The organism is Actimicrobium sp. CCC2.4, assembly GCF_034347385.1.
Classification (GTDB): domain Bacteria; phylum Pseudomonadota; class Gammaproteobacteria; order Burkholderiales; family Burkholderiaceae_D; genus Actimicrobium.
Genome location: NZ_CP133777.1, coordinates 2932594 through 2955428 on the forward strand (window position 1 = coordinate 2932594; position 22835 = coordinate 2955428).

A 22835-nucleotide genomic window follows, 5' to 3' on the forward strand; every position below is an offset into this window, starting at 1 on the left:
GCCGAAAGCGACCGATGAGTATCCGACACCTGCAAGCCCTGTTCAATCCAGCCTCGGTGGCCCTGATCGGTGCCACCAACCGTCCCGGCAGCATCGGTAACGCGGTCCTGCACAATCTGGTGGCCGGTGGATTTGCCGGTCGCATCATGCCGGTCAATCCGAAACATCAGGTGCTGGCCGGTCTGATCGTCCGGGACGATGTCGCCAGCCTGCCTGTCATCCCCGACCTGGCCATCATCTGCACGCCGCCGGCGTCGGTGCCCGGACTGATCGCGGCACTCGGCGAGCGCGGCTGCAAGGCGGTCATCGTGATGAGCGCCGTGAACAGCGATCAGCGCGAGGCGATGCTGCTGGCAGCCAAGCCGCATCTGCTGCGCATACTCGGCGATATCAGCGCCGGTTTGCTGGTGCCCGCCATCGGCCTCAATGCCAGTTTTTCGTCCGGCCCCGCCCTGCCCGGCAAGCTGGCTTTCGTGTCGCAATCCGGTGGACTGATGAATGGCGTGCTGGACTGGGCCACCACGCGCGGCCTTGGCTTTTCGAAGTTCATTTCGCTGGGCGATGGTGCCGATATCGATTTTGGCGACCTGCTCGATTTTCTGGCCGGCGATCCGGCCACGCACGCGATCCTGCTGTTCCTGGAAGATATCCGGCTGGCGCGCAAGTTCATGTCGGCCGCCCGCAGTGCGGCCCGCGGCAAACCGATACTCGTGATCCGGGCCGGCCGCTCCGGCGAAGGCCTGCGCGCCGGCGCGTCGCACACTGGCATGCTGGCCAGTCCGGACAGTATTTACGATGCGGCGATCCGCCGCGCCGGCATGCTGCGGGTGAATTCGACCGAAGCGCTCTTCGGTGCAGTCGAAACCCTCGCACGGGCCAAGCCGATGCATGGCGAATGCCTGACCATCCTGACCAACGGCGGCGGTCCCGGCATCATGGCCAACGACGCATTGCTCGGCTTGAACGGCAGGCTGGCGACGCTGACACCAAAGACCGTCACCGCACTGGCGCAGGTGTTGCCGGCGTCCTGGTCGCAGGCCAATCCGGTCGACCTCGGCGGCGATGCACCGGTCGAACGCTACCGCGACGCGCTGGCGGTCCTGCTCAACGATGCCAACTCGGACGCGATTGTGTTTATCCATGCCCCCGGCGCACTCGTCGCCAGCACCGACATTGCGCGTGCGCTGGTGCCGCTCATGAAGCAATCATCGCGCAATGTGCTGACCTGCTGGCTGGGTGGCGCAGCCGTGTCCGAAGCGCGCCAGCTCTGTTCAGCCGCCGGCATCGCGACCTATGACACGCCCGAAGAAGCCGTGCGCGGCTTCATGCAGATCATCGATTTCCGGCATAACCAGCAATTGCTGATGCAGGTGCCGCCGGCGCTGCCCGAACACGGCACCAGCGGACGCCTGCGCGCGCAGGCACTGGTGCGCGCGGCGCTGGCCGATGGCCGCACGCTGCTTTCGGAGCCGGAGACCAAAATCATCCTGGCCGCGTATGGCATCCCGGTGGTCGACACCAGCACCGCTGCAACTGTCGATGAAGCCGTCCTGCAGGCGCTGCGGATCGGCTTTCCGGTCGCCATCAAGATTCTGTCGCCGCAGATCTGGCACAAGTCCGATGTCGGCGGTGTCGCGCTCGACCTTGAGGACGCCGATGCGGTGCGCCACGCGGCCCGTGCGATGCACAAGCGCCTGTGCGAACTGCAGCCGGACGCCGAACTACAAGGCTTTGCAGTGCAGGCGATGGCACGCCGGCCACAGGCGCATGAACTGATTGTGGGCGTGAGCACCGATCCGGTCTTCGGTCCGGTGATCCTGTTCGGCCAGGGCGGCATCGCCGTCGAAGTGCTCGATGACCATGCGGTCGGCCTGCCGCCGCTGAACTCGGTGCTGGCCGGCGACATGATTGCGCGCACCCGCGTGGCCCGGCTGCTGGCCGGTTACCGCAACCGTCCGGCGGCTGACCTCGAAGCCATCAACCGTACGCTGATCCAGATCTCGAGCCTGGTCGAAGACTTACCGGAACTGGTCGAACTCGACATCAATCCGCTACTGGCCGATCGTCACGGCGTCATCGCCCTCGATGCCCGCATGCGGGTGGCCAGGCCGCAGCGCAGCTCGCGCCTGGCCATCCGGCCCTATCCGCAATCGCTCGAACAGGTAACCGACTGGCATGGCGAAGCGCTGACCATCCGTCCAATCAAGCCCGAGGATGGCGAGGCCCATGTGATTTTTTTCAATCAGCTCAGTGCCGGCGATGTGCGCTATCGCGCCTTCTCGAGCATCCGCCAGTTGCAGGAGCCGCAGGTGGCACGGCTGACGCAGATCGACTATGACCGCGAGATGGCCTTCATCGCCACGCGCGTCGGCGCCGATGGCCAGCGCGAAACGCTCGGCGTGGCGCGCGCCGTGGCCGATGCCGACAACCATGAAGCCGAATTCGCCATCATCGTGCGCTCCGACATGAAAGGTCGCGGCCTCGGTCGCCTGCTGATGCAGCGCCTGATCGATTACTGCCGCAGCCGCGGCACCCATTTCATCATTGGCGAGACCATGTCCGACAACAAGGGCTTGCTGACACTGACGCAAAAACTCGGCTTCGTTGCAAAACCGGTGCCCGAAGAACACATCATGTCGCTACGCCTGGACCTCGGCTAACGGGTGGACTTTGTGCGGCTGCGCACAGACCTTGCCAGCCCCGGCGCGCACAGTGACCGCTCCCCATTTTGAAAGGAAACACCATGATCAAGAATGCATCGGCAGTCTGGCAAGGCGGTATCAAGGACGGTGGCGGCACGATTTCAACCGAAAGCGGCGTGCTCAAGGAAGCCCCGTACGGATTCAATGCGCGCTTCGAAGGCGGCAAGGGAACCAACCCCGAAGAGCTGATCGGTGCAGCGCATGCGGGCTGCTTTTCGATGGCGCTGTCGTTGATGCTGGGCGACGCCGGCATGGTGGCCGAGCGTATCGATACCAAGGCTGCCGTCACACTCGAAAAGAAAGACGACGGCTTCGAGATCACCGCCAGTCACCTGACGGTGGTTGTGAAGATGCCGGGTGCAGATGCTGCAAAATTTGCGGAGATCGCCGCCAAGGCCAAGGCGGGTTGTCCTGTCTCGAAATTGTTGACGGCGACGATTACGATGGATGCGCGGCTGGAGGCTTAAGTAATAGTGAACCGACGGACGGCGGACCGCTTCCGCCCTGCGTCCCGTCCTTCGCGCTGCAGGGTAAAATGTGGGCCCGATCGTGCACGCGATCCCACCCCACCCTGATGGCAATGTCCGACACTCCCGACCAGCAAGACCTCCCCGACATCGATCCCGATGCCGATATCAATGAACCGCGCCTGTGGCGCAGCGTCGGCTGGACCGCGCGCGTGATCAAGAACGATGACGATGAAGGCTGGGCCGTCGCGATGATCAAGGATGGCGAAGCCGAACCGGCGCTGATCGGTCCGTGGACGATGGGCCGCAACAAGAAAGACCCGAAACCGCTCGATACGAACGCCTTCAACACGCTGGTCAAGACCGCCTCCGAAGTCTTGCGCCGGCACGAGCAGCAACTGCACGCGCAATTGCACAAGAGCGTGATGGTCAGCACTGATACCGCCGAGTTCGAGGTCCTACTCGATATCGTTCCCGACGAAGACGATCCGTACGCGATGCTGACCGCCCGTGATGGCTATGGCGAACAACTCGCGCAAGTGCGCGTGGCACCGAACTTCAAGCTCACGCGAGCCACCGCCAGTACATGGATAGCCAACGACTTCCGCAAACCGAACCAGTAAGCATGAGCACCGCTGACACGCCGCGCTATGTGGTGGCGGTGCGCGCGCTGTGCGAATTCACGGCCAAACAGGGCGACCTCGACCTGCGCTTCACGCCGTCGCCGACGGCGCAGGAAGGCATCGCCGGCCATGTGCTGGTGGCGGCGCGACGTTCCGACAATTACGAATCTGAAATCAGCCTGAACGGCGAGCACGGCCTGCTGCGCGTGCGCGGTCGCGCCGATGGCTATGACCCGACGCTGCATCGGCTGGAAGAGATCAAGACTTTCCGCGGTGACCTGGGCCGCATGCCGGAAAACCACCGCGCGCTGCATTGGGCGCAAGCACGCATCTACGGTTGGCTGATGTGCCGCGAGCGCGGCTGGGCGGAACTGACGCTGGCGCTGGTGTATTTCGACATCGCCAGTCAGCAGGAAACCGTGTTCACCGAGGTCATGACGGCAGACGAACTGGAACAGTTTTTTGTGCAGCAGTGCGCGCGTTTCCTGGCATGGGCCGAACAGGAACTGGCGCACCGGCAAGCCCGCGACGCGGCATGGAGCGCGCTGGCATTCCCGCATCCGGCCTTCCGGACCGGCCAACGCGAGCTGGCGCAAGCGGTGTATCAGGGTGTGACCAGCGCACGCTGCGTACTGGCACAAGCACCGACCGGCATCGGCAAGACCATCGGCACGCTGTTTCCGCTGCTCAAGGCGGCACCGGCGCAGCAGCTCGACAAGCTGTTTTTCCTGACCGCGAAAACCTCCGGCCGCAGCCTTGCGCTGGGTGCCGTCGCGCTGCTAAAACAGGCCACGCCGACGCTGCCCTTGCGCGTGCTTGAACTGGTGGCGCGCGACAAGGCCTGCGAACATCCGGACAAAGCCTGCCATGGCGATTCCTGCCCGCTCGCCAAGGGCTTTTATGATCGCCTGCCGCAAGCGCGCGCCGCTGCCGTACTCGACGGTGCCAGCGGCAGCGCCGCGCTGCGCACGGTGGCGCTGGAGCACGCCGTCTGTCCGTATTACCTCGCGCAAGATCTGGTGCGCTGGAGCGATCTGGTCATCGGCGACTACAACTATTATTTCGACAGCAGCGCGATGCTCTACAGCATGACGCTGGCAAACCAGTGGCGCGTCGCGGTGCTGGTCGATGAAGCCCACAACCTGATCGAACGCGGCCGAAAGATGTACAGCGCCGAACTGGATCACGGCAGTTTCATGCGGATGCGCCTGCTGGCACCGGCCAGCGTGCGCAAAAATATCGACAAGCTCAGTCGCTGCTGGACTGCGCTGCTCAAGGAAAACGCCGAGCCGTACCAGGTGCTGCCCGCCCTGCCCGACAAATTCGTGACCGCGCTGCAGCTCTGCATCACCGGTATCGGTGAATTTTTCAGTGAGCATCCGACCCGCATCGACGCCGACTTGCAGCGCTTTTATTTTGATGCGATCCATTTTGCACGGATGGCCGAGGCCTTCGGTGACCACTCGCTGTGCGACATCAGCCGGCAAGACGGCCGCGATGCCGTGCTGTGCCTGCGCAATGTGATTCCGGCACCGTTCCTCGCGCCCCGGTTTGCCGCAACGCGCTCGACCACGCTGTTTTCGGCCACGCTCAGTCCCTGGCATTTTTATAGCGATACGCTGGGCTTGCCGGCGACGACGGCGTGGATCGATGTGGCGTCGCCATTCACGGCGGCGCAATTGACGGTACGTCTGGTGAGCACGATTTCGACGCGCTTTCGTCAGCGTGCCGGATCGATCGATCCGATCATCGACCTGATGGTCCGGCAGTACCGCGAACGGCCGGGTAACTACCTGACTTTTTTCAGTAGCTTTGATTACCTGCAGGCGGTCACCGCCCGGCTGATTACGCTGCATCCGGAGTTGCCAATCTGGCAGCAAGCGCGGCGTATGGATGACGCCGGCCGCGAAGACTTCCTGGCGCGCTTCGCCCCCGGCGGACGCGGCATCGGTTTTGCGGTACTCGGCGGCTCGTTCGGCGAAGGCATCGACTTGCCGGGCGACCGCCTGATCGGGGCTTTCATTGCGACGCTGGGCTTGCCGCAAATGAATCCGGTCAACGAGCAAATCATGCAGCGCATGCAACAGCGCTTCGGCAGCGGCTACGGCTACGACTACACCTACCTGTTCCCCGGTCTGCAGAAAGTCGTACAGGCGGCCGGCCGCGTCATACGCACGCCGTCGGATCGCGGCATCGTGGTGCTGATCGACGACCGCTACCCGCGTCCGCAAATACGGGCCTTGCTGCCGCGCTGGTGGCAGCCGGAATAATTTCCTGCGAACAATGAACTAATTGAATGAACTAAGTGAAAGGCAGCGTCATACACAGTATGGCCGGTGCCAAGCCGGCCACGCCGCGAGGCTTCCTCAATCCGAACTTCACGATGACTGGATATCACCATGCAATGGTCACAAGGCTATGTAGCGGATCTCGATTACCCGGCAGGTTTCTATCAAGAGCAAGGACCTGACTATCTCAATATCGCTTGCGTACTCAACGAAGTCGAGCCGGTCCGTACCGACCGGCCTTACACCTATCTCGAGCTGGGTTGCGGCATGGGCAATACGCTGGCCATCCTGGCTGCCGGCCATCCGATGGGAACCTTCTACGGCATTGACTTCATGCCCTCCCACATCAGCACCGCGCGCCGGATCGCCGGGGCGACGCACCTTGAAAACCTGCACTATCTGGAACACAGTTTTAGCGACCTGGTCGATGGCTCCGCGCCAGCCTTGCCGCAATGCGATTTCATTACCCTGCATGGTGTCTACGCCTGGATCAGCCGGGAGAGTCAGCAACACCTCATCACGATCCTGAAGCGCCACCTCAAACCTGGCGGCATCGTCTACATCAGCTACAACGCGCTCCCCGGATGGAATGCCGACAGGACCCTGATGCGACTCATGCGGGAGTTTGCCGACGGGGAGCGCGGCGACAGCGCGTCGCGCTTGCGTAGTGCAACCCGTTTCATGGAACAGTTCGATCTGGAACAAGGCGGTGGCTTCAGTGAAACACCCGCCCTGAAAAATTTGCTGGATACCTTAAACAAAGGCAATGCTGCCTACCTCGCGCATGAATACCTGCACCAGTTCGCAGAACCGCTCTATCACCTCGACGTGGCACGCGATCTTGCTGCCGCCAAGCTCGATTTCATTGGCTCATCGGACCTGTGCGAGATGCTGCCGCGGCTTTACCTCAATGACGAGAAGCAGGCGGTACTGGAGAAGATTACCGATCCGGCCCTGCGCGAGACCGCGAAGGACTTTTTTCTGAATCGCAAATTCCGGCGCGATGTGTTTGTCCGCGGTGCCCGGAAAATGACTCCGACCCGGCAGGCAGAATGGCTGCAGACCTTGTCGGTGGCGTTGCTGAAACCGCATCGGCACGTCAACTTGAACAAGCTCCCGGCAGGCCTCATGGAGGTCTGCATCGACCAAGCCGGTTTCGCTCCAACGCTGGAAAAACTCGCTGCAGGCCCTTGTACGCTGGCACACCTGCTTGGCGCCGATGCCATGAAAAACCGGCCATTCCCGGCCGCTTTCGGCGTAATCCTGATGCTGACGGGGTCCTCACAAGCAGCCCTGTACGTGCCACGAACCGTCAATCCTGACGCGGCACAAAGGCTCAACGCTGTTCTGGCAGACGAGGGTCACCACAATGATCACTACCGGACCCTGGCGTCGCCGTTGACGGGCAGTGGCGTCGTCGTCAATCCGGTGGAGTTGCTGGTGGTCGGCGTGTTACGACAGCGACCGGAGGAAATCCTCAGTACCGTGATTGCGCAAGCCCGGGCCAGCCTGGCGCGACGCGGACGGCGTCTGCGCCGGGATGGCGTAATGCTGGAATCGGATGAAGAAAATCAGAACGAAATTGCGTTGTATGCGCGCACTGCGATGGAAGACAAACTGCCGCTCTGGCGGCAGCTCGGCATGCTGTGAGACCGGCCTGCGCAGGCCACGCGCAGCGTGCAAATACACAGGCCGGACAGCTCAGAAGTGGCGCTTGACCACTTCGCCGAAGGCATCGTCGGCCGACATGCCATTGCGCATCAGCGTGGTGATTTCATCGGAATAATCACCGATGGCCGCTGGCAGTGACTGGCGATTTTCCTTGTAGTACGCGTACTTGGCCGCATCGACCATGTCGGTCGCCTTGATGGTAGCTGCCGTATTGCGCACGCTGCGTTTGACGTTGCTGGTCTTGCCGACGTTGGCCTTGGCCTCCTTGATCTTGTCGAGCGAGAACGCCGCAGTGGCATTGACACCCTCGAATTCGTCGGCCTTCGGATGCAGCAAGTGGTGATTGCTGTCAAACGCCATTTTCTTGTCGGAGCTGTTCCAGACCTGGTAGTTCGGTCGCTGTCCGGGTGTGGTCAGGGCAAATTGCACCCGATCTCCGTAAGCGGCCATCTGGGCCATCACATCGTTGAGGAATTCAGTCGAGAGAGTATCGAGCTTGCCGTTCCAGCGTTTGCTTCTTGTCGTAGTCAAAGTACGTAGTTCCAAAAATAGGAGCAGGAACAAGTCACGGTATGCGCTGACCTGCAACTACTGGTTTCATGATCGGTTGAACTAAATCCGTATGGCGCTATTATCGCCCGTCAGGATTCCAGCCGTAAGAAAAAGTTACTTTGCTGATTTCGGTTTGGGTTTGACATTCAGGTTTTCGGTCAAAAACATCATCGCCCGCTGCAGGCTGATGTCGGTTTCATCGATCAGCCGTTCACGTGCTTCCGGCAAAAATTCTTCATTCCACAAGGCCAGCAAATTGTCCTTGATCTCGAAGGGCGCGGCGGCATTGACAAAGTCCGCCACCGCTGTGCTGTTAAAGCCCGCCTTGCGCACTTGCCGCACCATCGTGCGGGCTTCGGCATCGGTAACCATGGTCTTCGGCTTGGCACCGGTGGCCAGGCACATGAACAGGGTCAGGCGCGAATACGGATCATCCTTGCCCTTCATCGCAGCCTGCCATTGCTCCGACACAAAGCCGGCAAAACTGTCGATATCGTCGAGATCGGCATCACGCAGAAAATAGCGCTCGACGATGATATTGAGCACGACATCGATGGCATTGGCCGTATTGAGAATCAGCGGGCCATCGAGTTTTTCGATATCGCGCCGGATGGTCTCGGCGATTGCATGGTGCGGATCGGGCACGTCGTCCAGCAAGGTCCTGGCGATCTTGAGCTTGCCGCCGGGCTGTGGCTGGTTGCGGATCGCGGTAACCAGCTTGGCAAACTCAGCGTGATCGGGGGCTTTGTCGAGACCGGCATGGCGCGCCAGGATGGCCGTGCGGATGATCGATTCGACCGAGAGATAATCGAGTGCCGCAGGCGGCACGCGCAGGTCGTCACGAAACCAGTGCGCCGCTGCGGTGATGTCGACGGCTTCCTGCCGGCGCTTGAGTTCCTTGCGATAAGCCGCCAGCGAAGTCGGCTTGAGCAAGGTGCGCTCGTTCTGGAAATCGATCAGCGACTGGCTCTTGATGTCGCCACTCATCACGGTTTCCGGCATCGCGTACAAACGCTTGAGCATGTCATTGCCACCACGCGAATGGGACAGGAAACTGTTTTCCTGCAGCGAGCGGGCAGCCGCATCAAGGTCACCACCGCTGGCCTCTTCGAGGTACAGGCTGACCAGCGTGACGATGCGCTTGCGCGCGTTATCCAGTTCGGCCTGCAAATGCGGCGTAGCGAAGTGCGTCGCAACCTGCACGGTGCCTTTGGCGCCATCGGCGATGATCACATTGCAACGACTGACATCGATGATTCCCTTGGCCAGACCATGGGTCAGCGCCTTTTCAAAAAAGGGTCGCTTGTCGACTAAGGCGACAGCTTGCTTGGGTGTCGTCATGGCCTTACAACGCTGATTCTTCGTCGGGTCCGGCGACCGGCTTGCTGACCACGGGCGCGTCACGGCGCACCGGCACGGCAGTCGGATCGAGTTCCATCCGCTCCAGATCGGCTTCGGCCTGCAGGCGTTTTTTCAGGTGGGTTTTGATTTGCGGCAGGATCTGCTCGAACATGTCCGGATGGTGATTGCGCAGCAGCCAGGTCACTTCTTTCCAGTCACGGTCGCTGGCCTCGGACTTGTCGATGACATCGTCTTCTTCGGCATGGACATCCTGTGCGAGGCCTTCGGCGTCTTCGTCTTCGACGACCGCCTTGCGGGAGTGCAGATGGTTGAAGGTCCCGTAATTGGCGAAGTGAACAATCATCTCGTCGTGATCGCGCAGGTAATCGATCAGAGCTTCGCAACCGCCGTCGATGTCGCCAATCGCCTCAAGGAAGTCGTCGGTATCGCTGCCTTCGCGAAACAGCACCGCATTGATCATGCCGCGCAAATGCGTGTGGGTATGGTCACCGTAGAGCCGCTCCATGACCAGCGCGCGGGCGAACTGTTCGGGCGTCACCACCAGGTTGACCACTGATTCGTGCGACGAATCGAATTCGCGGATCACGGCCAGCAAATCCTTGGGAGGCATTTGTTCGAGGACCGCCACCAGGGCGAAATCGCCCTCGGCTTCGGCCAGCGAGACCAGCGCGAATTCGGCGCCGGCGATATCGCCAGCCCGGATCAGGCTGGCGGCTTTCAGTACGAGTGCATTGGACATGGGCGTTCTAATCAGGAAAAAGGTCGAGCGGACACGCGGTCCGCGTTATCGCAAGTGGCAGTCTGGCGACGCCTATTCGCGCCGGTCGAAACCCTGCTCGGACATCCATTCGGAGCCGGCTTCATCGAGATCGCGCTCATCGTCGTCATCGTCGCGACCGTTTTCACCTTCGTCATGCTCTTCGTCATCGGCGGCGGCGCGATGGCTGTTGCCACCCTTGCCATGCAGGTATTCGAGGCAGATCGTCGTGATCAGGAAGCGTTCACCGCCGGTTTCCAGCAGCACGTCATCGGCCAGCTTTTGCGTGTCGACCGAAAACTGCACTGCATCGACCAGCTCGCTCCACGCCGGAAAATCTTCCGGGTCCGTGGTCGACAGCAGGTATAGCGCCTGCAGGTTGACGAAGTTGATGTCGCCATGAAACGCCACGGCGACCATCTCCGGCGCGGTCTCTATCATCGGCATCAGCAGCTTGAACTGGGAGCGCTTGTCCTTGAGGCGCTTGGCCAGGATATCGTTGCCTTCGGAATCGCTTTGCAGGTCTTCCAGTTCGGCCTTGTAGGCCTTCGACAGGTCTTCGAAATAATAGGACAGGCTCATTGCAGTACCTTGTTCATGTAGGTTCTCCAGATTTCTTCGGCGGTTTCCAGCGGTCGTTCCAGCAGGCTGCGACGGCGACTCTCATCGTAGGAATGGCGTTTTGCGTCATCGGCAAGCAAGTCGTAGGCTTCCTGCACGGCGCGAAATTGTTCAGGTGCATCGACCGCCGTATTTCTATCCGGATGGAATTCGGATGCTTTTTTGCGGTAAGCGCTTTTGATGGCGCTAGCCGTTGCATCGCTGTCCAGGCCGAGCACGGCGTAGTAGTTTTTCATGGGTGAGGATGTGTGTTGCGTGACAAAAGTCAGGCACTGCCGGAGGCGATCAGTGGCGTCGCGCCGGCGTTGCCATCATGGAGGTGCAAGGATACACCACCGGGGGACGGCAGAGTGGGTCCGCCCGCGCGCGGACCTGTTTTATGGCGGGCCGGGCCAGCCCGCCCGACGATGGCTTGCCGGCTATTTTGGCAGCACCAGACGCAGCACGGCGTTCTCGTTGATGACTGCCAGCGTAGTCGCACCGGCCAGCGCCAGCGCCATCGGTTGCGCCAGACTGCCGGGCAAGGCACCGGTGCGGATACCGACTGATCCCGGCACGCCCGCGACAGTGCTCACTTGTCCCGATGGCGTTATCCTGCGGATCGTATTGTTCCCGGCATCGGCAACATAGACGTTGCCGGCGTTGTCCGCCGCCAGACCTTGCGGGTTGAAGAAACGCGCGGCGTCGCCCGCACCGTCCAGCGCACCCGTCTCCAGCACCCGGCCCGCCAGGGTTGTGACGACGCCGCCCGGCGTGATCTTGCGGATGGTGCCGTAGGCCGGCTGGCTGACAACCACATTACCGGATGGATCGACCGCAATGCCGGGCGGTTTCAGGAAGCGCGCCGCCGCACCGGTGCCATCATCGCTGCCGTACTTGCCGGCGCTACCTGCCAGCGTCGAGACCACGCCGGCCACCGTGATCTTGCGCACCGTGTGATTGCCGGTATCGGCGACGAACAGGTTACGGGCCGCATCAATGGCAATGGCTTCCGGCTCGAAAAAACGCGCAACGTTGCCGGGTCCATCGGCGCTACCCGGCGACGAACCCGCGCCGGCGATGGTGGTGACCACGCCGGCCGGCGTGATTTTGCGAATCGTCGAATTGAACGTATCGGCGACGAACAGGTTACCGAGCGCGTCGGCCACAATGCCGCGCGGATAGTTGAAGCTCGCTGCGGCACCGGTGCCATCGACCCCACCCGGCTTGCCATTGCCGGCCAACTGGCTGACCACACCGGCCGGCGTGATCTTGCGGATCATGTGATGCGGCGTATCGACGACATACCAGTTACCGGAGGCATCGCTGGTCACGCCTTGCAGGCTGCCAAACCGCGCCTTCGCCCCGCTGCCGTTGACGATACCCCGCACCAGCTCTTTGCCTGCCAACGTCTTGAGCGTAGTACCACCCGTGATCACGTGCACGCCGTATTGCCCGGTCACCGAGAGCGCGCCGGATGGATCAACCGCAATGCCTAGCGGCATCGTCACTTGCGGATGGATGGCGGCCAGCGCATTGACCGGCAAGGTGGTCACCACGCCTTGTGGCGTGATCCGGCGTATCCGGCGCGCGTACTGGTCAGCACCGTACAGGATGCCGGCACTATCAATGGCCAGGTTAGAGAGGCCTTCAAAACCGGCTGCTGCACCGGTCCCATCCTTGAGCTCGAAATTGGCCAGCGAGCCGGCCAGCGTCGTCACGATGCCGGCCGGCGTGATCTTGCGTAGCAAGCCGCTGCCGGCATCAGCCACATAAATATTGCGCGCCGCATCCGTCACCAATCCCTGCGGATTACTGAAGCGCGCGGCGCTGCGCACGCCATCGAGGACACCAAAATTGCCCGCGCTGCCGGCCAGCGTGGCCACCATTCCGCCCGGGCTGATCGTGCGTACGGTGTGGTTGTAGGTGTCACTGACCAGCACGGTCCCGGCGACATCGATCGCGATCCCCTGCGGATACGAAAAGCGCGCGGCGTTAGCGCGTCCGTCCGTGCTGCCATCGACCCCGACGCGTCCGGCGATGGTCGTGACGACGCCCTGCGCAGTGACTTTGCGGATGGTCTGGTTATTCGTATCTGCCACGTACAGCGTGCCGGCGCGATCAATCGCAATACTTTGCGGATAGTTGAAGCGCGCCGCCGCGCCAGTGCCATCCGCCGCACCTGGTATCGACATCGCCCCGGCCAGCGTACTGACGCTACCATCCGCACTGACCTTGCGGATCACGTGATTCTGCCAGTCCGCGACGTAGCGGTTACCGGCGCCATCGACGGCAATTCCGACCGGAAAATTAAACCGCGCCTGACTACCGCTGCCGCTTAAATTGCCGGCACCACCGGTTGAACCGGCGACAAAGAATAGTCCGGGCTGCGCAGAGGGTGCCGACGCCGGCATCGTTGCCGCGATGGCGCTTTGCCTCAATACCGGCGTGGTCTCACTGGCGAGAAGTGCGAGCGGATCAAAATCGGCACTGCACGCCAACAGCAACAAGCACAACAGGACAGGCGGGAGCGACCGTGCCACAAGAGGGGCACGACGAACAAGACTAAGGGGGGACATGTTTCCACCAAGGTGAAGTTGACAGCAATCGGCTGCAGGCGGCAAAAATACACCGCCCGGCAGGCGGCGTTCATGGCATCTGCCTGCGCATTGATCTTGCTCATTGTGGTGAACATCATGGTCACCGGCGCCGTGTTGAGTGCCGGTTATTTCGGCAGAACCAGCCGTAGTACCGCGTTCTCGTCAATGACTGCCAGCGTGGCCGGTCCGGTCACCGCGAGTGCTGACGGGAACGCGAAGCTGGCGGGTAAAACCCCGGTCCGTATGCCGATCGATCCCGGCAAACCGGCAACCGTGGTGACGCGCCGCCACGGATCAATCTTGCGGATCGTAGTGGCAGCGGTATCCGACACATAGACATTGCCGGCGGCATCTGCGGTCAGCGCCAGCAGGTAACCGAAGCGCGCATCTTCACCCACCGCATCGACATTGCCGAACGCCAGCGCCTGGCCGGCCCAGGTCGTCACGACGCCCGCCGGCGTGATCCTGCGCACCGCCCGATAGGAAATCACATAGACATTGCCGGCCTGATCGACCGACATCGAGCGTGGCGAAGCCAGGCGTGCCGCGGCACCGGTCCCGTCCTCGCTGCCGTATCTGCCCGGGCTGCCTGCGAGTGTCGACACCACGCCGCTGGTCGATATCTTGCGGATCGTATGGTTGCCGGTATCGCCGACATACAAGTTACGCTGCGCATCGATGGCAATGCCTTCCGGACTCGAGAAGCGCGCGAGATTGCCGGGACCATCGGTACTGCCGGTCGATGACGGCGCGCCGGCAATCGTGGTGACCACGCCGGCGGGCGTAATTTTGCGGATCGTCGAATTGGTGGTGTCGGCAACAAACACGTTACCCAGCGGATCGGCAACAATCCCCTTGGGCGCCTTGAAACTGGCCTCTGTACCAGTGCCATCGACGTTGCCCCACTTGCCACTGCCGGCCAGTTGACTGACCACGCCGGCCGGTGTGATTTTGCGGATCATGGAATTGCCGGCATCGGCGACATACCAGTTACCGGTGGCGTCGCTCGTCACGGCCCACGGCAGGTTAAAGCGCGCCTGTGCACCGGCCCCATTCACCAGCGCCAGTTCCGGTGGCAATCCGGCCAGTCGCTTGAAGGTGGTGCCGTTCGTGACGACATACACACTGTATTGCCCGGTCACAGACAGCGTGCCGGACGGATCGACGGCAATCCCGAGCGGCATGATTTCCCGCGGCTGCCCCGGTGGTCGCGCATCGAATGGCAGCGTCGTCACCACGCCTTGTCGCGTAATCCGATGGATCTTGCCGGCAGACTGGTCGGCCCCGTACAAGATGCCGTTGGCATCAATGGCCAGACCGGCCAGGTCGACATAGCCCTTCACCGTCCCCGTGATGTCCTTGAAGTTCACACCGTTGACCCCGCTGGCGAGGGTTGTCACGATGCCGGCCGGCGTGATCTTGCGCAGCAAACCGTTGCCGCGATCGACCACATAGACATTGCGGGCGGCATCCGTGACCAGCGCCTCCGGATAGGAGAAACGCGCCGCGCTGCGTATGCCATCGAGGGCACCGACATTGTTGGCGCTGCCGGCCAGTGTCGTTACATTCCCGTCCGGACTGATCTTGCGTATCGTCTGATTGGCGCTATCGCTGACGAGCACGTTACCGGCAACATCGACCGCGACACCCTTCGGGTCAAAAAACCGCGCCGCACTGCCCCGGCCATCCGCACTACCGGGGTCACCGGCGCGGCCGGCCAAGGTCGTGACGACGCCTTGCGGGCTTACCTTGCGGATCGTATGGTTGACCGAGTCGGCCACGTACAGCATGCCGGCGCGATCAATCGCGATACTTACCGGCGAGTAGAAACGGGCTGCGGCACCGCGGCCATCGGCAGCACCCGGTGTCGACGCGCTTGCTCCGGCCAGCGTACTGACACTGCCATCCGGCCGCACCTTGCGGATCTGGTTATTGTTCTGATCGGCGATATACCGATTCCCGGCAGTATCGACCGCCATGCTGCCCGGATAAGCGAAGCGCGCCAGACTGCCGACGCCATTGAGATTGCCGGCTCCACCCGGTGATCCTGCCACCAGTGACAGCCCGGGCTGCGTGGCACTCGCGGACGTCGCGGCTGCAACGGCAACGGCTGGTGCCGCTGATGCCGGCACGGTAGCAACGAACGGCGAAATCCGCATCGCTACCGGCGGCAACCCGGCACCGGCAAGTGCGAACGGATCAAGGCCGGCATCGCAGCCCCACAGGGTCAGACACAACAGGACAGACGCCATCGTGCGCGCCACATCCGGCGCACGTTTGCCAACAGTTAATAGGGACATGGTTCCGCCAGGGTGAGGTGAACAGCACGCGGCTGCAACCACAAAAAGGTACACCGCCCGATGGGCAGCGTTCACGCTACCTGCCTGGACGTTGATGTGGCTCATCCCATGAAACAAGCCGGTGGGCGGCGCGAGCGATAACGATGGTACTTAAGCAATAATTACTTACATTCAATCACCAATTGAAGATGATCAACTTATTCGGAACACACCTCCCCGATATCGCGGAGCGGACGTTCCGGTCGCAGGCGGCAGATCGACATCCGCAGCATTACTGCAAGCGAAACTGCCCGATGCCACCTTCCCCGAAACACGTTAATGCCCTGCGGCCGGACCGGCACATCTTGCGCGTGCATCTGACCTGCATCCAACATTAAAACAGCCTGCCCACCATCAAGGAGACCCCCATGAACTTTACCGATCCCACCGTGATCATGTTCAGCATCTACCTGTTCGCCATGCTCTTCATCGGCGTGCTGGGCTACCGCCGGACCAATAATCTGGACGACTACATCCTCGGCGGACGCAGTCTGGGCAGTTTTGTCACGGCGCTGTCGGCCGGTGCCTCGGATATGAGCGGCTGGCTGCTGATGGGTTTGCCCGGAGCGATTTATCTGTCGGGGGTCAGCGAAGCCTGGATTGGCGTGGGCCTGGCCATGGGGGCCTATCTCAACTGGCGTTTTGTCGCCGCCCGGCTGCGCCTGTACACCGAGCGGGCCAACAATGCACTGACGCTGCCGGACTACTTTTCGAATCGCTTTGAAGACAAGCAAAACCTGCTGCGCATCCTGACCACCGTGGTGATCCTGGTGTTCTTCACGATCTATTGCGCCTCCGGCGTGGTGGCGGGCGCGCGCCTGTTCGAGAACATGTTCGGCCTGCCCTACCAGACCGCATTGTGGGTCGGCGCCGCCTGCACGATTGCCTATGTATTCATCGGTGGTTTTCTGGCGGTCAGCTGGACCGACACCATCCAGGCTTCGCTGATTTTCACGGCACTCATCGTGGCACCCGTGGTGGCGTATTTCGCCGTCACGACCGGTCTGGCACCGGCGCAATCGATGGCCGATCTGATGACGCCTGCCAAGTCCGACGTCCTGCAAGGCGCGTCCTTCGTCGGCATCGTCTCGCTGCTGGCATGGGGCCTGGGCTACTTCGGCCAGCCCCATATTCTGGTGCGCTTCATGGCAGCCGAATCGGCCAAGACCATCCCCGCCGCGCGCCGCATCAGCATGACCTGGATGATTCTGTGTCTGGGCGGCGCAGTCGCCGTGGGCTATATCGGTATCCCGTATTTCCTGATGCATCCGGAAGGTGCGATGGCCGTCAATGCCAACTCGGAAACCGTGTTCATCGAACTGACCAAGCAATTGTTCAATCCGTGGATAGGCGGCGTGCTGCTGGCCGCGATCCTGGCCGCCGTGATGAGCACCTTGTCGTGCCAGTTGCTGGTCTGTTCGAGCGCGCTGACCGAAGACATTTATCACACCTTCATCCGCAAGGAAGCCGGTCATAGCGAACTGGTCTGGGTGGGTCGCGGCATGGTCATGGCCATTGCGCTGGTGGCCATTGTCATCGCCGGCGATCCCGAGTCGAAAGTCCTCGGTATGGTCAGCTACGCCTGGGCCGGTTTTGGCGCGGCGTTCGGACCGGCCATCATCCTCTCGCTGTTCTGGTCGCACATGACGCGTAACGGTGCGCTGGCCGGTATTCTGGTCGGTGCAGTGACGGTGCTGGTCTGGAAGCAGTTTGGCTGGCTGGGCCTGTACGAAATCGTCCCCGGCTTCCTGTTTGCCTGGATTGCCACGATGGTCGTGAGCCGGTTGGGCACACCATCAACGACGATGCTGAGCAGGCATGAAGCGGTGGAACTGGAGTTAAGCAAGCTCTGATCACCGGGGCCGGCCAGGCTGCATTCAATCGAGCTCAGCGCGCAGGAACATGAGCAAGACGTCGCCATTGCCTTTGCTGCGCGACAGACGGGGAACATACGCGGCCATCAGCTTGGTCTTGCGGGTGCCGGCCGATACCACGGGCAAGATGCACGGGAAAGGTTTGCCGGAAAAATAATCGGCTCTGCTAATGAGCAGACCGGTCAACCCGACACCGGCTTCGTAGCCATGACCGAGAGGCTGCATCCATTGATGCAGATAGCCGGCCATCAGCTGCGGCTTGTAGTGAGAGTCGGAGATGGCCAGTCCGTACAGCGACTCTTCATTGTCGCTGGTGGTCCGGACTATCTTGCTATAGCCAAGTCCCCATGCTTTTTCATTGAGTTCGCGGATCCGTTCGGCCGTATAGGTATGGCGGCCATGGCGGGCGTAGCCGGACAGAACGATGGACGCGACACCGTCATCGACAATATGTCGCAGCTTGTCGTCGTCCCGGCTCCACCAGGAGGCATCGGTACTGCTTGTCGAGAGGGGTGTGTCGTCGGCCGGCATGGCCTGAGCGGCGCGGTGTGCGCCCGACGGCAAGGTGATGATGAGCATGACCAGAACAGCACTTGAGTAATTCATCGAGGACATTGAATCGTCGAAAAAAAATTTATTGTGCTGTATTTCCGCAGTGTTGAAGCGATTTCCGGAGCAACTGCATCCTCCCCGCCACAGTCGCGCAAGATGGTTTACCCGAAGTTAACAGTAACCAGGAGTCGCGAAGCGGCTACCCGTCGACCCCTGTTACTACTACCGGGTACGCAAACCGACTGCGCCCCGGCACGTAGAAAACGGGATCACTGCCGGGCTAGCCCACCCACTTGCGCGCATTGCGGAACATCCGCATCCACGGCGCGTCCTCGCCCCATTGCTCCGGATGCCACGAATGCAGCGTGCTGCGGAAGACCCGCTCGGCATGCGGCATCAGCACCGTGAAGCGACCATCCGGCGTGGTTACCGAACTGATGCCATCAGGCGATCCGTTCGGGTTATACGGATAATTTTCGGTGACATTGCCCTGATTATCGACATAGCGCAGTGCCACCAGCGCGGCATCGATATCACCGGTCAGCGCGAAGTCGGCATAGCCTTCGCCATGCGCCACCGCGATCGGGGTGCGGGTGCCGGCCATGCCATCAAAGAAGATTGACGGCGAAGCAGCGATCTCGACCATGCCGAAACGCGCCTCGAATTGTTCCGACTTGTTGCGGGTGAATTTCGGCCAGGCTTGTGCGCCGGGGATGATGGATTTCAGATTGCTCATCATCTGGCAACCGTTGCAGATACCCAGGCCGAAGGTATCGGTGCGCTGGAAAAACGCCGCAAACTGTTCGGCCAGTGCCGGGTTGAACAGGATGGTCTTGGCCCAGCCTTCGCCGGCACCGAGCACATCGCCATACGAGAAGCCGCCGACCGCAATCACGCCCTTGAAATCCGCCAGCCGCGCGCGACCAGCAATCAGGTCGCTCATGTGCACGTCGATCGCCGTGAAGCCGGCCTTGTGCATAACGTAGGCGGTTTCGATATGCGAATTGACGCCCTGCTCGCGCAGGATCGCGACCTTGGGCCGCACGCCGGTGGCAATGAAGGGTGCGGCGATGTCTTCCTGCGGGTCGAAAGTCAGCACCGGCGAGATGCCCGGATCAGCCTTGTCGAGGATGCGGGCATATTCGGCATCGGCGCATTCCGGATTGTCGCGCAGACGCGCGATGCGCCAGCTGGTCTCGCTCCAGAAGTGATGCAGGTCAATGCGTGGCGGCTGATAAATTACCTTGGCGTCGCGCGTAAATTCGATCGTGCCGCGCTCGTTGAGCTTGCCGATGATATGACTGCAGGCACCCAGATTGAAGCTGCGCAGCACGTTCATGACGTCGGATTTTTCGTCGGCCCGAACCTGGATCACGGCACCGAGTTCTTCGCAGAACAAGGCGCGCAAGGTCAGTTCGTTGCGTCGCTCGCTGACTTGCGAAGCCCAGTTTTTGGAATCGCCCCAGTCGGCCGCGTGCTCGCTTTCCATTGCAATGATGTCGAGGTTGACGGTCACGCCGGCACGACCGGCAAAGGCCATTTCGCACAGGGTTGCAAACAGGCCGCCGTCGGAACGGTCGTGGTACGCGAGCAAGCGTTGTTCGGTATTGAGTTGCTGGATTGCCGCAAAAAATGCCTTGAGGTCATCGGCACTATCGAGGTCCGGTGCGGTGTCGCCAATCTGCTGGAACACCTGCGCCAGCGCTGATGCGCCGATACGGTTTTTGCCACGGCCCAGGTCGATCAGGATCAGTGCCGTCTCGCCCATGTCGGACCGCAATTGCGGCGTCAGCGAGCGGCGGATATCCGTCACCGGCGCGAACGCAGAGACGATCAGCGAGACCGGCGACATCACCGATTTGTCGGCGGCATCTTCTTTCCAGGTAGTGCGCATCGACAGCGAATCCTTGCCGACCGGGATGCTGATGCCCAGCGCCGGACACAGCTCCATGCCGATCGCCTTGACGGTATCGAACAGTGCAGCGTCCTGCCCCGGCTGACCGCAGGCCGCCATCCAGTTGGCCGACAGCTTGATGTCCGAGATGTCGGCAATCGCCGCGGCAGCGATGTTGGTGATCGCTTCGCCGACCGCCATCCGGCCCGAGGCGGCGGCATTGATGACGGCCAGCGGCGTGCGCTCGCCCATCGCCATCGCTTCGCCCAGATACCCCTCGAAACTCATGGCAGTAACGGCGCAATCGGCTACCGGCACTTGCCACGGTCCGACCATCTGGTCGCGCACGCTGGTGGCACCGACGGTACGGTCCCCGATCGTGATCAGGAAGGATTTGTCGCCGACCGTCGGCAGACGCAGCACGCGCTGACCGGCATCGGCCAGGTCGATGCCGGTCAGGTCGATCGGCGGGAATTGCTGGATCAGGTGACTGGCTTCGCGGTGCATTTTCGGCGGTTTGCCGAGCAGGACATTCATCGGCATGTCGACCGGCGTGTTGCCGTGGGCCGGATCGACCACCTTCAGCTGGCGCTCTTCGGTTGCGGTACCGACGACGGCAAACAGGCAGCGCTCGCGCTGGCAAAAATACGTGAACAGCGGCAGGCTGTCGGGATCAATCGCCAGCACGTAACGCTCTTGCGATTCATTACTCCAGATTTCTTTTGGTGCCATGCCGCTCTCTTCCAGCGGCACCTTGCGCAGGTCGAAGATCGCCCCGCGTTTTGCATCGTTGGTGATTTCCGGGAAGGCATTCGACAAGCCGCCGGCACCGACGTCATGAATCGACAGCACAGGATTGTCTTCACCCATCTGCCAGCAGCAATTGATGACTTCCTGCGCACGTCGCTCCATCTCCGGATTGCCGCGCTGGACCGAATCAAAATCAAGGTCGGCGGTATTGGACCCGGTCGCCATTGACGAGGCGGCGCTGCCGCCCATGCCGATGCGCATGCCCGGACCACCCAACTGGATCAGCAGGCTTCCTACCGGCAGGTCATTCTTTTTGGTGTGCTGGTCGGCGATGCTACCGATACCGCCGGCGATCATGATCGGCTTGTGATAGCCGAACACGGTACCGCTGACATGCTGTTCGTAGGTGCGGAAATAGCCGCTCAGAATAGGCCGGCCGAATTCATTGTTGAACGCGGCGGCACCGATCGGACCATCGATCATGATGTGCAATGCCGAGGCAATCCGGTCCGGTTTGCCGTAGACCAGTCCCGGGACTTTTGCGCTGGCGACCGGAGTCGTCACGTCGTGGGCGTTTTCCCAGCCGTGCACGGCACCGGGCAACATCAGGTTCGATACCGTGAAGCCGCACAGGCCGGCCTTCGGCTTGGCACCGCGACCGGTCGCACCTTCATCGCGGATCTCGCCGCCGGCACCGGTGGCAGCACCCGGAAATGGCGCAATCGCGGTCGGATGGTTGTGCGTCTCGACCTTCATCAGGATATGGGTCAGTTCCTGCGACGGCGCGTACTCGTTGCCGGCGGCACCGCCACGCGGATAAAAGCGCATCACGCTGGCGCCTTCGATGATCGACGAATTGTCGCTGTAGGCCACGATGGTGCCTTGCGGGTGCAGCTCATGGGTATTGCGGATCATGCCGAACAGGGTCTTGTCCTGTGCGACGCCATCGATGGTCCAGTCGGCATTGAAGATCTTGTGGCGGCAGTGTTCGGAATTGGCTTGCGCGAACATCATCAGTTCGACATCGGTCGGATTGCGTCCGGCTTGAGTGAAGGCATCGGCCAGGTACGTAATCTCATCGGGCGACAGCGCCAGTCCGAGTTCGGTATTAGCCATCACCAGCGCGGCCTTGCCGCCACCGATCAGGTCGATCGCCGCCAGCGGCTTGGCATCGAGTTCGCGGAACAGCGCTGCCGCATCGCTGGCCTGGCGCAACACCATCTCGGTCATGCGGTCGTGCAGCGCATCGGCGACGCCGTGCACGCTGGCATCGGCCAGGTGCTTGACGCCGCGCAGCAGGCCCGCCTTGACGCGCACGTGATAAACGATGCCGCGCTCGATGCGGCGGATTGGCGTCATACCGCAATTGTGGGCGATGTCGGTGGCCTTGCTGGCCCACGGCGAGATCGTTCCAAAACGCGGAATGACGACAAATTCATCGCCATCGGCAGCACCGGAAAACGGCTCGCCGTAGGTCAGCAAACCCTCCAGCCGATCCAGCTCGGGCTGGGTCAGCGTGGTGCTGGTATCGACAAAATGCAGGTAGCGACCCGTGACAGAAATGATCGCGTGATCGACCTTCTGCAGTTGCGCTAACAGGCGTTGGGAACGGAAAGCGGAGAGCGCGTTGGAGCCCGGCAAAATCAACATGGCGAGAGGAAGGTTGGTGTGACGCCGACGACGGGGCCACGGGTTGGATCGGAAAGGCCGGATTATACCGTGCCGGCACGCGCTCCGCGGAGGCAATGGCGGGTGCGGTGTGTGACGGCCTGCCGTGGCGGGCCGCGCACTTATGCCCGTATTT

The 22835-nt window shown here is 61.7% G+C and carries 15 protein-coding genes; 6 read left to right on the forward strand and 9 right to left on the reverse strand.

The window, feature by feature from the left end; all coding sequences use genetic code 11:
- The first annotated feature begins 14 nt into the window (after positions 1–14).
- The 5 genes from RHM62_RS13410 (at position 15) to RHM62_RS13430 (ending at position 7730) form a co-directional block, all read left to right on the forward strand.
- The gene (locus tag RHM62_RS13410) at positions 15–2660 is read left to right on the forward strand and encodes a bifunctional acetate--CoA ligase family protein/GNAT family N-acetyltransferase (RefSeq protein WP_322122584.1); all 2646 of its coding nucleotides are present in this window, start codon (positions 15–17) and stop codon (positions 2658–2660) included.
- Positions 2661–2743: 83 nt separating this feature from the next.
- On the forward strand, positions 2744–3169 hold the full coding sequence (locus RHM62_RS13415; RefSeq protein WP_322122585.1) for an OsmC family protein: 426 nt from the start codon (positions 2744–2746) through the stop codon (positions 3167–3169).
- Between the two features lie 113 nt (positions 3170–3282).
- A complete protein-coding gene (locus tag RHM62_RS13420) occupies positions 3283–3792 on the forward strand; it encodes a hypothetical protein (RefSeq protein ID WP_322122586.1) in 510 nt (169 codons plus the stop codon).
- A 2-nt stretch (positions 3793–3794) separates the two neighbouring features.
- A complete protein-coding gene (locus tag RHM62_RS13425) occupies positions 3795–6062 on the forward strand; it encodes an ATP-dependent DNA helicase (RefSeq protein WP_322122587.1) in 2268 nt (755 codons plus the stop codon).
- Between the two features lie 129 nt (positions 6063–6191).
- A complete protein-coding gene (locus RHM62_RS13430; RefSeq protein ID WP_322122588.1) occupies positions 6192–7730 on the forward strand; it encodes a class I SAM-dependent methyltransferase in 1539 nt (512 codons plus the stop codon).
- A 51-nt stretch (positions 7731–7781) separates the two neighbouring features.
- Here the strand turns inward: RHM62_RS13430 and RHM62_RS13435 are convergent, their stop codons facing one another.
- The 7 genes from RHM62_RS13435 to RHM62_RS13465 all read right to left on the reverse strand — a co-directional run bounded on the left by RHM62_RS13435 (position 7782) and on the right by RHM62_RS13465 (position 15922).
- The gene (locus RHM62_RS13435) at positions 7782–8282 is read right to left on the reverse strand and encodes a hypothetical protein (protein ID WP_322122589.1); all 501 of its coding nucleotides are present in this window, start codon (positions 8280–8282) and stop codon (positions 7782–7784) included.
- 135 nt (positions 8283–8417) lie between these two features.
- Positions 8418–9644, reverse strand: a complete 1227-nt coding sequence (locus RHM62_RS13440; protein ID WP_322122590.1) for a hypothetical protein — start codon at positions 9642–9644, stop codon at positions 8418–8420.
- Between the two features lie 4 nt (positions 9645–9648).
- Complete coding sequence (locus tag RHM62_RS13445) at positions 9649–10404, reverse strand: hypothetical protein (protein ID WP_322122591.1); 756 nt, start codon at positions 10402–10404, stop codon at positions 9649–9651.
- A gap of 72 nt (positions 10405–10476) precedes the next feature.
- The gene (locus RHM62_RS13450; protein ID WP_009666559.1) at positions 10477–11004 is read right to left on the reverse strand and encodes a hypothetical protein; all 528 of its coding nucleotides are present in this window, start codon (positions 11002–11004) and stop codon (positions 10477–10479) included.
- Positions 11001–11279 carry a DnaJ domain-containing protein gene (locus RHM62_RS13455; protein WP_322122592.1) on the reverse strand — a complete coding sequence of 93 codons (279 nt, stop codon included), beginning with the start codon at positions 11277–11279 and terminating at the stop codon, positions 11001–11003. The genes RHM62_RS13450 and RHM62_RS13455 overlap by 4 nt, the downstream gene beginning before the upstream one ends.
- A gap of 183 nt (positions 11280–11462) precedes the next feature.
- Positions 11463–13565 carry an NHL repeat-containing protein gene (locus RHM62_RS13460; protein WP_322122593.1) on the reverse strand — a complete coding sequence of 701 codons (2103 nt, stop codon included), beginning with the start codon at positions 13563–13565 and terminating at the stop codon, positions 11463–11465.
- A 182-nt stretch (positions 13566–13747) separates the two neighbouring features.
- Positions 13748–15922 (reverse strand): NHL repeat-containing protein, encoded by a 2175-nt coding sequence (locus RHM62_RS13465; protein WP_322122594.1) that lies wholly within the window; start codon positions 15920–15922, stop codon positions 13748–13750.
- Between the two features lie 407 nt (positions 15923–16329).
- Here RHM62_RS13465 and putP point away from each other — a divergent pair, with 407 nt between their 5' ends.
- Entirely contained in the window at positions 16330–17814 is a 1485-nt protein-coding gene (putP, locus tag RHM62_RS13470; protein WP_322122595.1) for a sodium/proline symporter PutP, read from the forward strand.
- A 24-nt stretch (positions 17815–17838) separates the two neighbouring features.
- Here the strand turns inward: putP and RHM62_RS13475 are convergent, their stop codons facing one another.
- Both RHM62_RS13475 and purL read right to left on the reverse strand, forming a co-directional pair.
- Complete coding sequence (locus RHM62_RS13475) at positions 17839–18441, reverse strand: hypothetical protein (protein ID WP_322122596.1); 603 nt, start codon at positions 18439–18441, stop codon at positions 17839–17841.
- 226 nt (positions 18442–18667) lie between these two features.
- Positions 18668–22681 (reverse strand): phosphoribosylformylglycinamidine synthase, encoded by a 4014-nt coding sequence (gene purL / locus RHM62_RS13480; protein ID WP_322122597.1) that lies wholly within the window; start codon positions 22679–22681, stop codon positions 18668–18670.
- Positions 22682–22835: the final 154 nt, after the last annotated feature.

What these genes read in the sequence shown, in the direction of transcription:
- RHM62_RS13410 (WP_322122584.1), top strand. Translation starts at nt 15, where the DNA reads ATGAGTATCCGACACCTGCAAGCCCTGTTCAATCCAGCCTCGGTGGCC.
- RHM62_RS13415 (WP_322122585.1), top strand. Translation starts at nt 2,744, where the DNA reads ATGATCAAGAATGCATCGGCAGTCTGGCAAGGCGGTATCAAGGACGGT.
- RHM62_RS13420 (WP_322122586.1), top strand. Translation starts at nt 3,283, where the DNA reads ATGTCCGACACTCCCGACCAGCAAGACCTCCCCGACATCGATCCCGAT.
- RHM62_RS13425 (WP_322122587.1), top strand. Translation starts at nt 3,795, where the DNA reads ATGAGCACCGCTGACACGCCGCGCTATGTGGTGGCGGTGCGCGCGCTG.
- RHM62_RS13430 (WP_322122588.1), top strand. Translation starts at nt 6,192, where the DNA reads ATGCAATGGTCACAAGGCTATGTAGCGGATCTCGATTACCCGGCAGGT.
- RHM62_RS13440 (WP_322122590.1), bottom strand. Translation starts at nt 9,644, where the DNA reads ATGACGACACCCAAGCAAGCTGTCGCCTTAGTCGACAAGCGACCCTTT.
- RHM62_RS13445 (WP_322122591.1), bottom strand. Translation starts at nt 10,404, where the DNA reads ATGTCCAATGCACTCGTACTGAAAGCCGCCAGCCTGATCCGGGCTGGC.
- RHM62_RS13450 (WP_009666559.1), bottom strand. Translation starts at nt 11,004, where the DNA reads ATGAGCCTGTCCTATTATTTCGAAGACCTGTCGAAGGCCTACAAGGCC.
- RHM62_RS13455 (WP_322122592.1), bottom strand. Translation starts at nt 11,279, where the DNA reads ATGAAAAACTACTACGCCGTGCTCGGCCTGGACAGCGATGCAACGGCT.
- RHM62_RS13465 (WP_322122594.1), bottom strand. Translation starts at nt 15,922, where the DNA reads ATGTCCCTATTAACTGTTGGCAAACGTGCGCCGGATGTGGCGCGCACG.
- putP (WP_322122595.1), top strand. Translation starts at nt 16,330, where the DNA reads ATGAACTTTACCGATCCCACCGTGATCATGTTCAGCATCTACCTGTTC.
- RHM62_RS13475 (WP_322122596.1), bottom strand. Translation starts at nt 18,441, where the DNA reads ATGAATTACTCAAGTGCTGTTCTGGTCATGCTCATCATCACCTTGCCG.
- purL (WP_322122597.1), bottom strand. Translation starts at nt 22,681, where the DNA reads ATGTTGATTTTGCCGGGCTCCAACGCGCTCTCCGCTTTCCGTTCCCAA.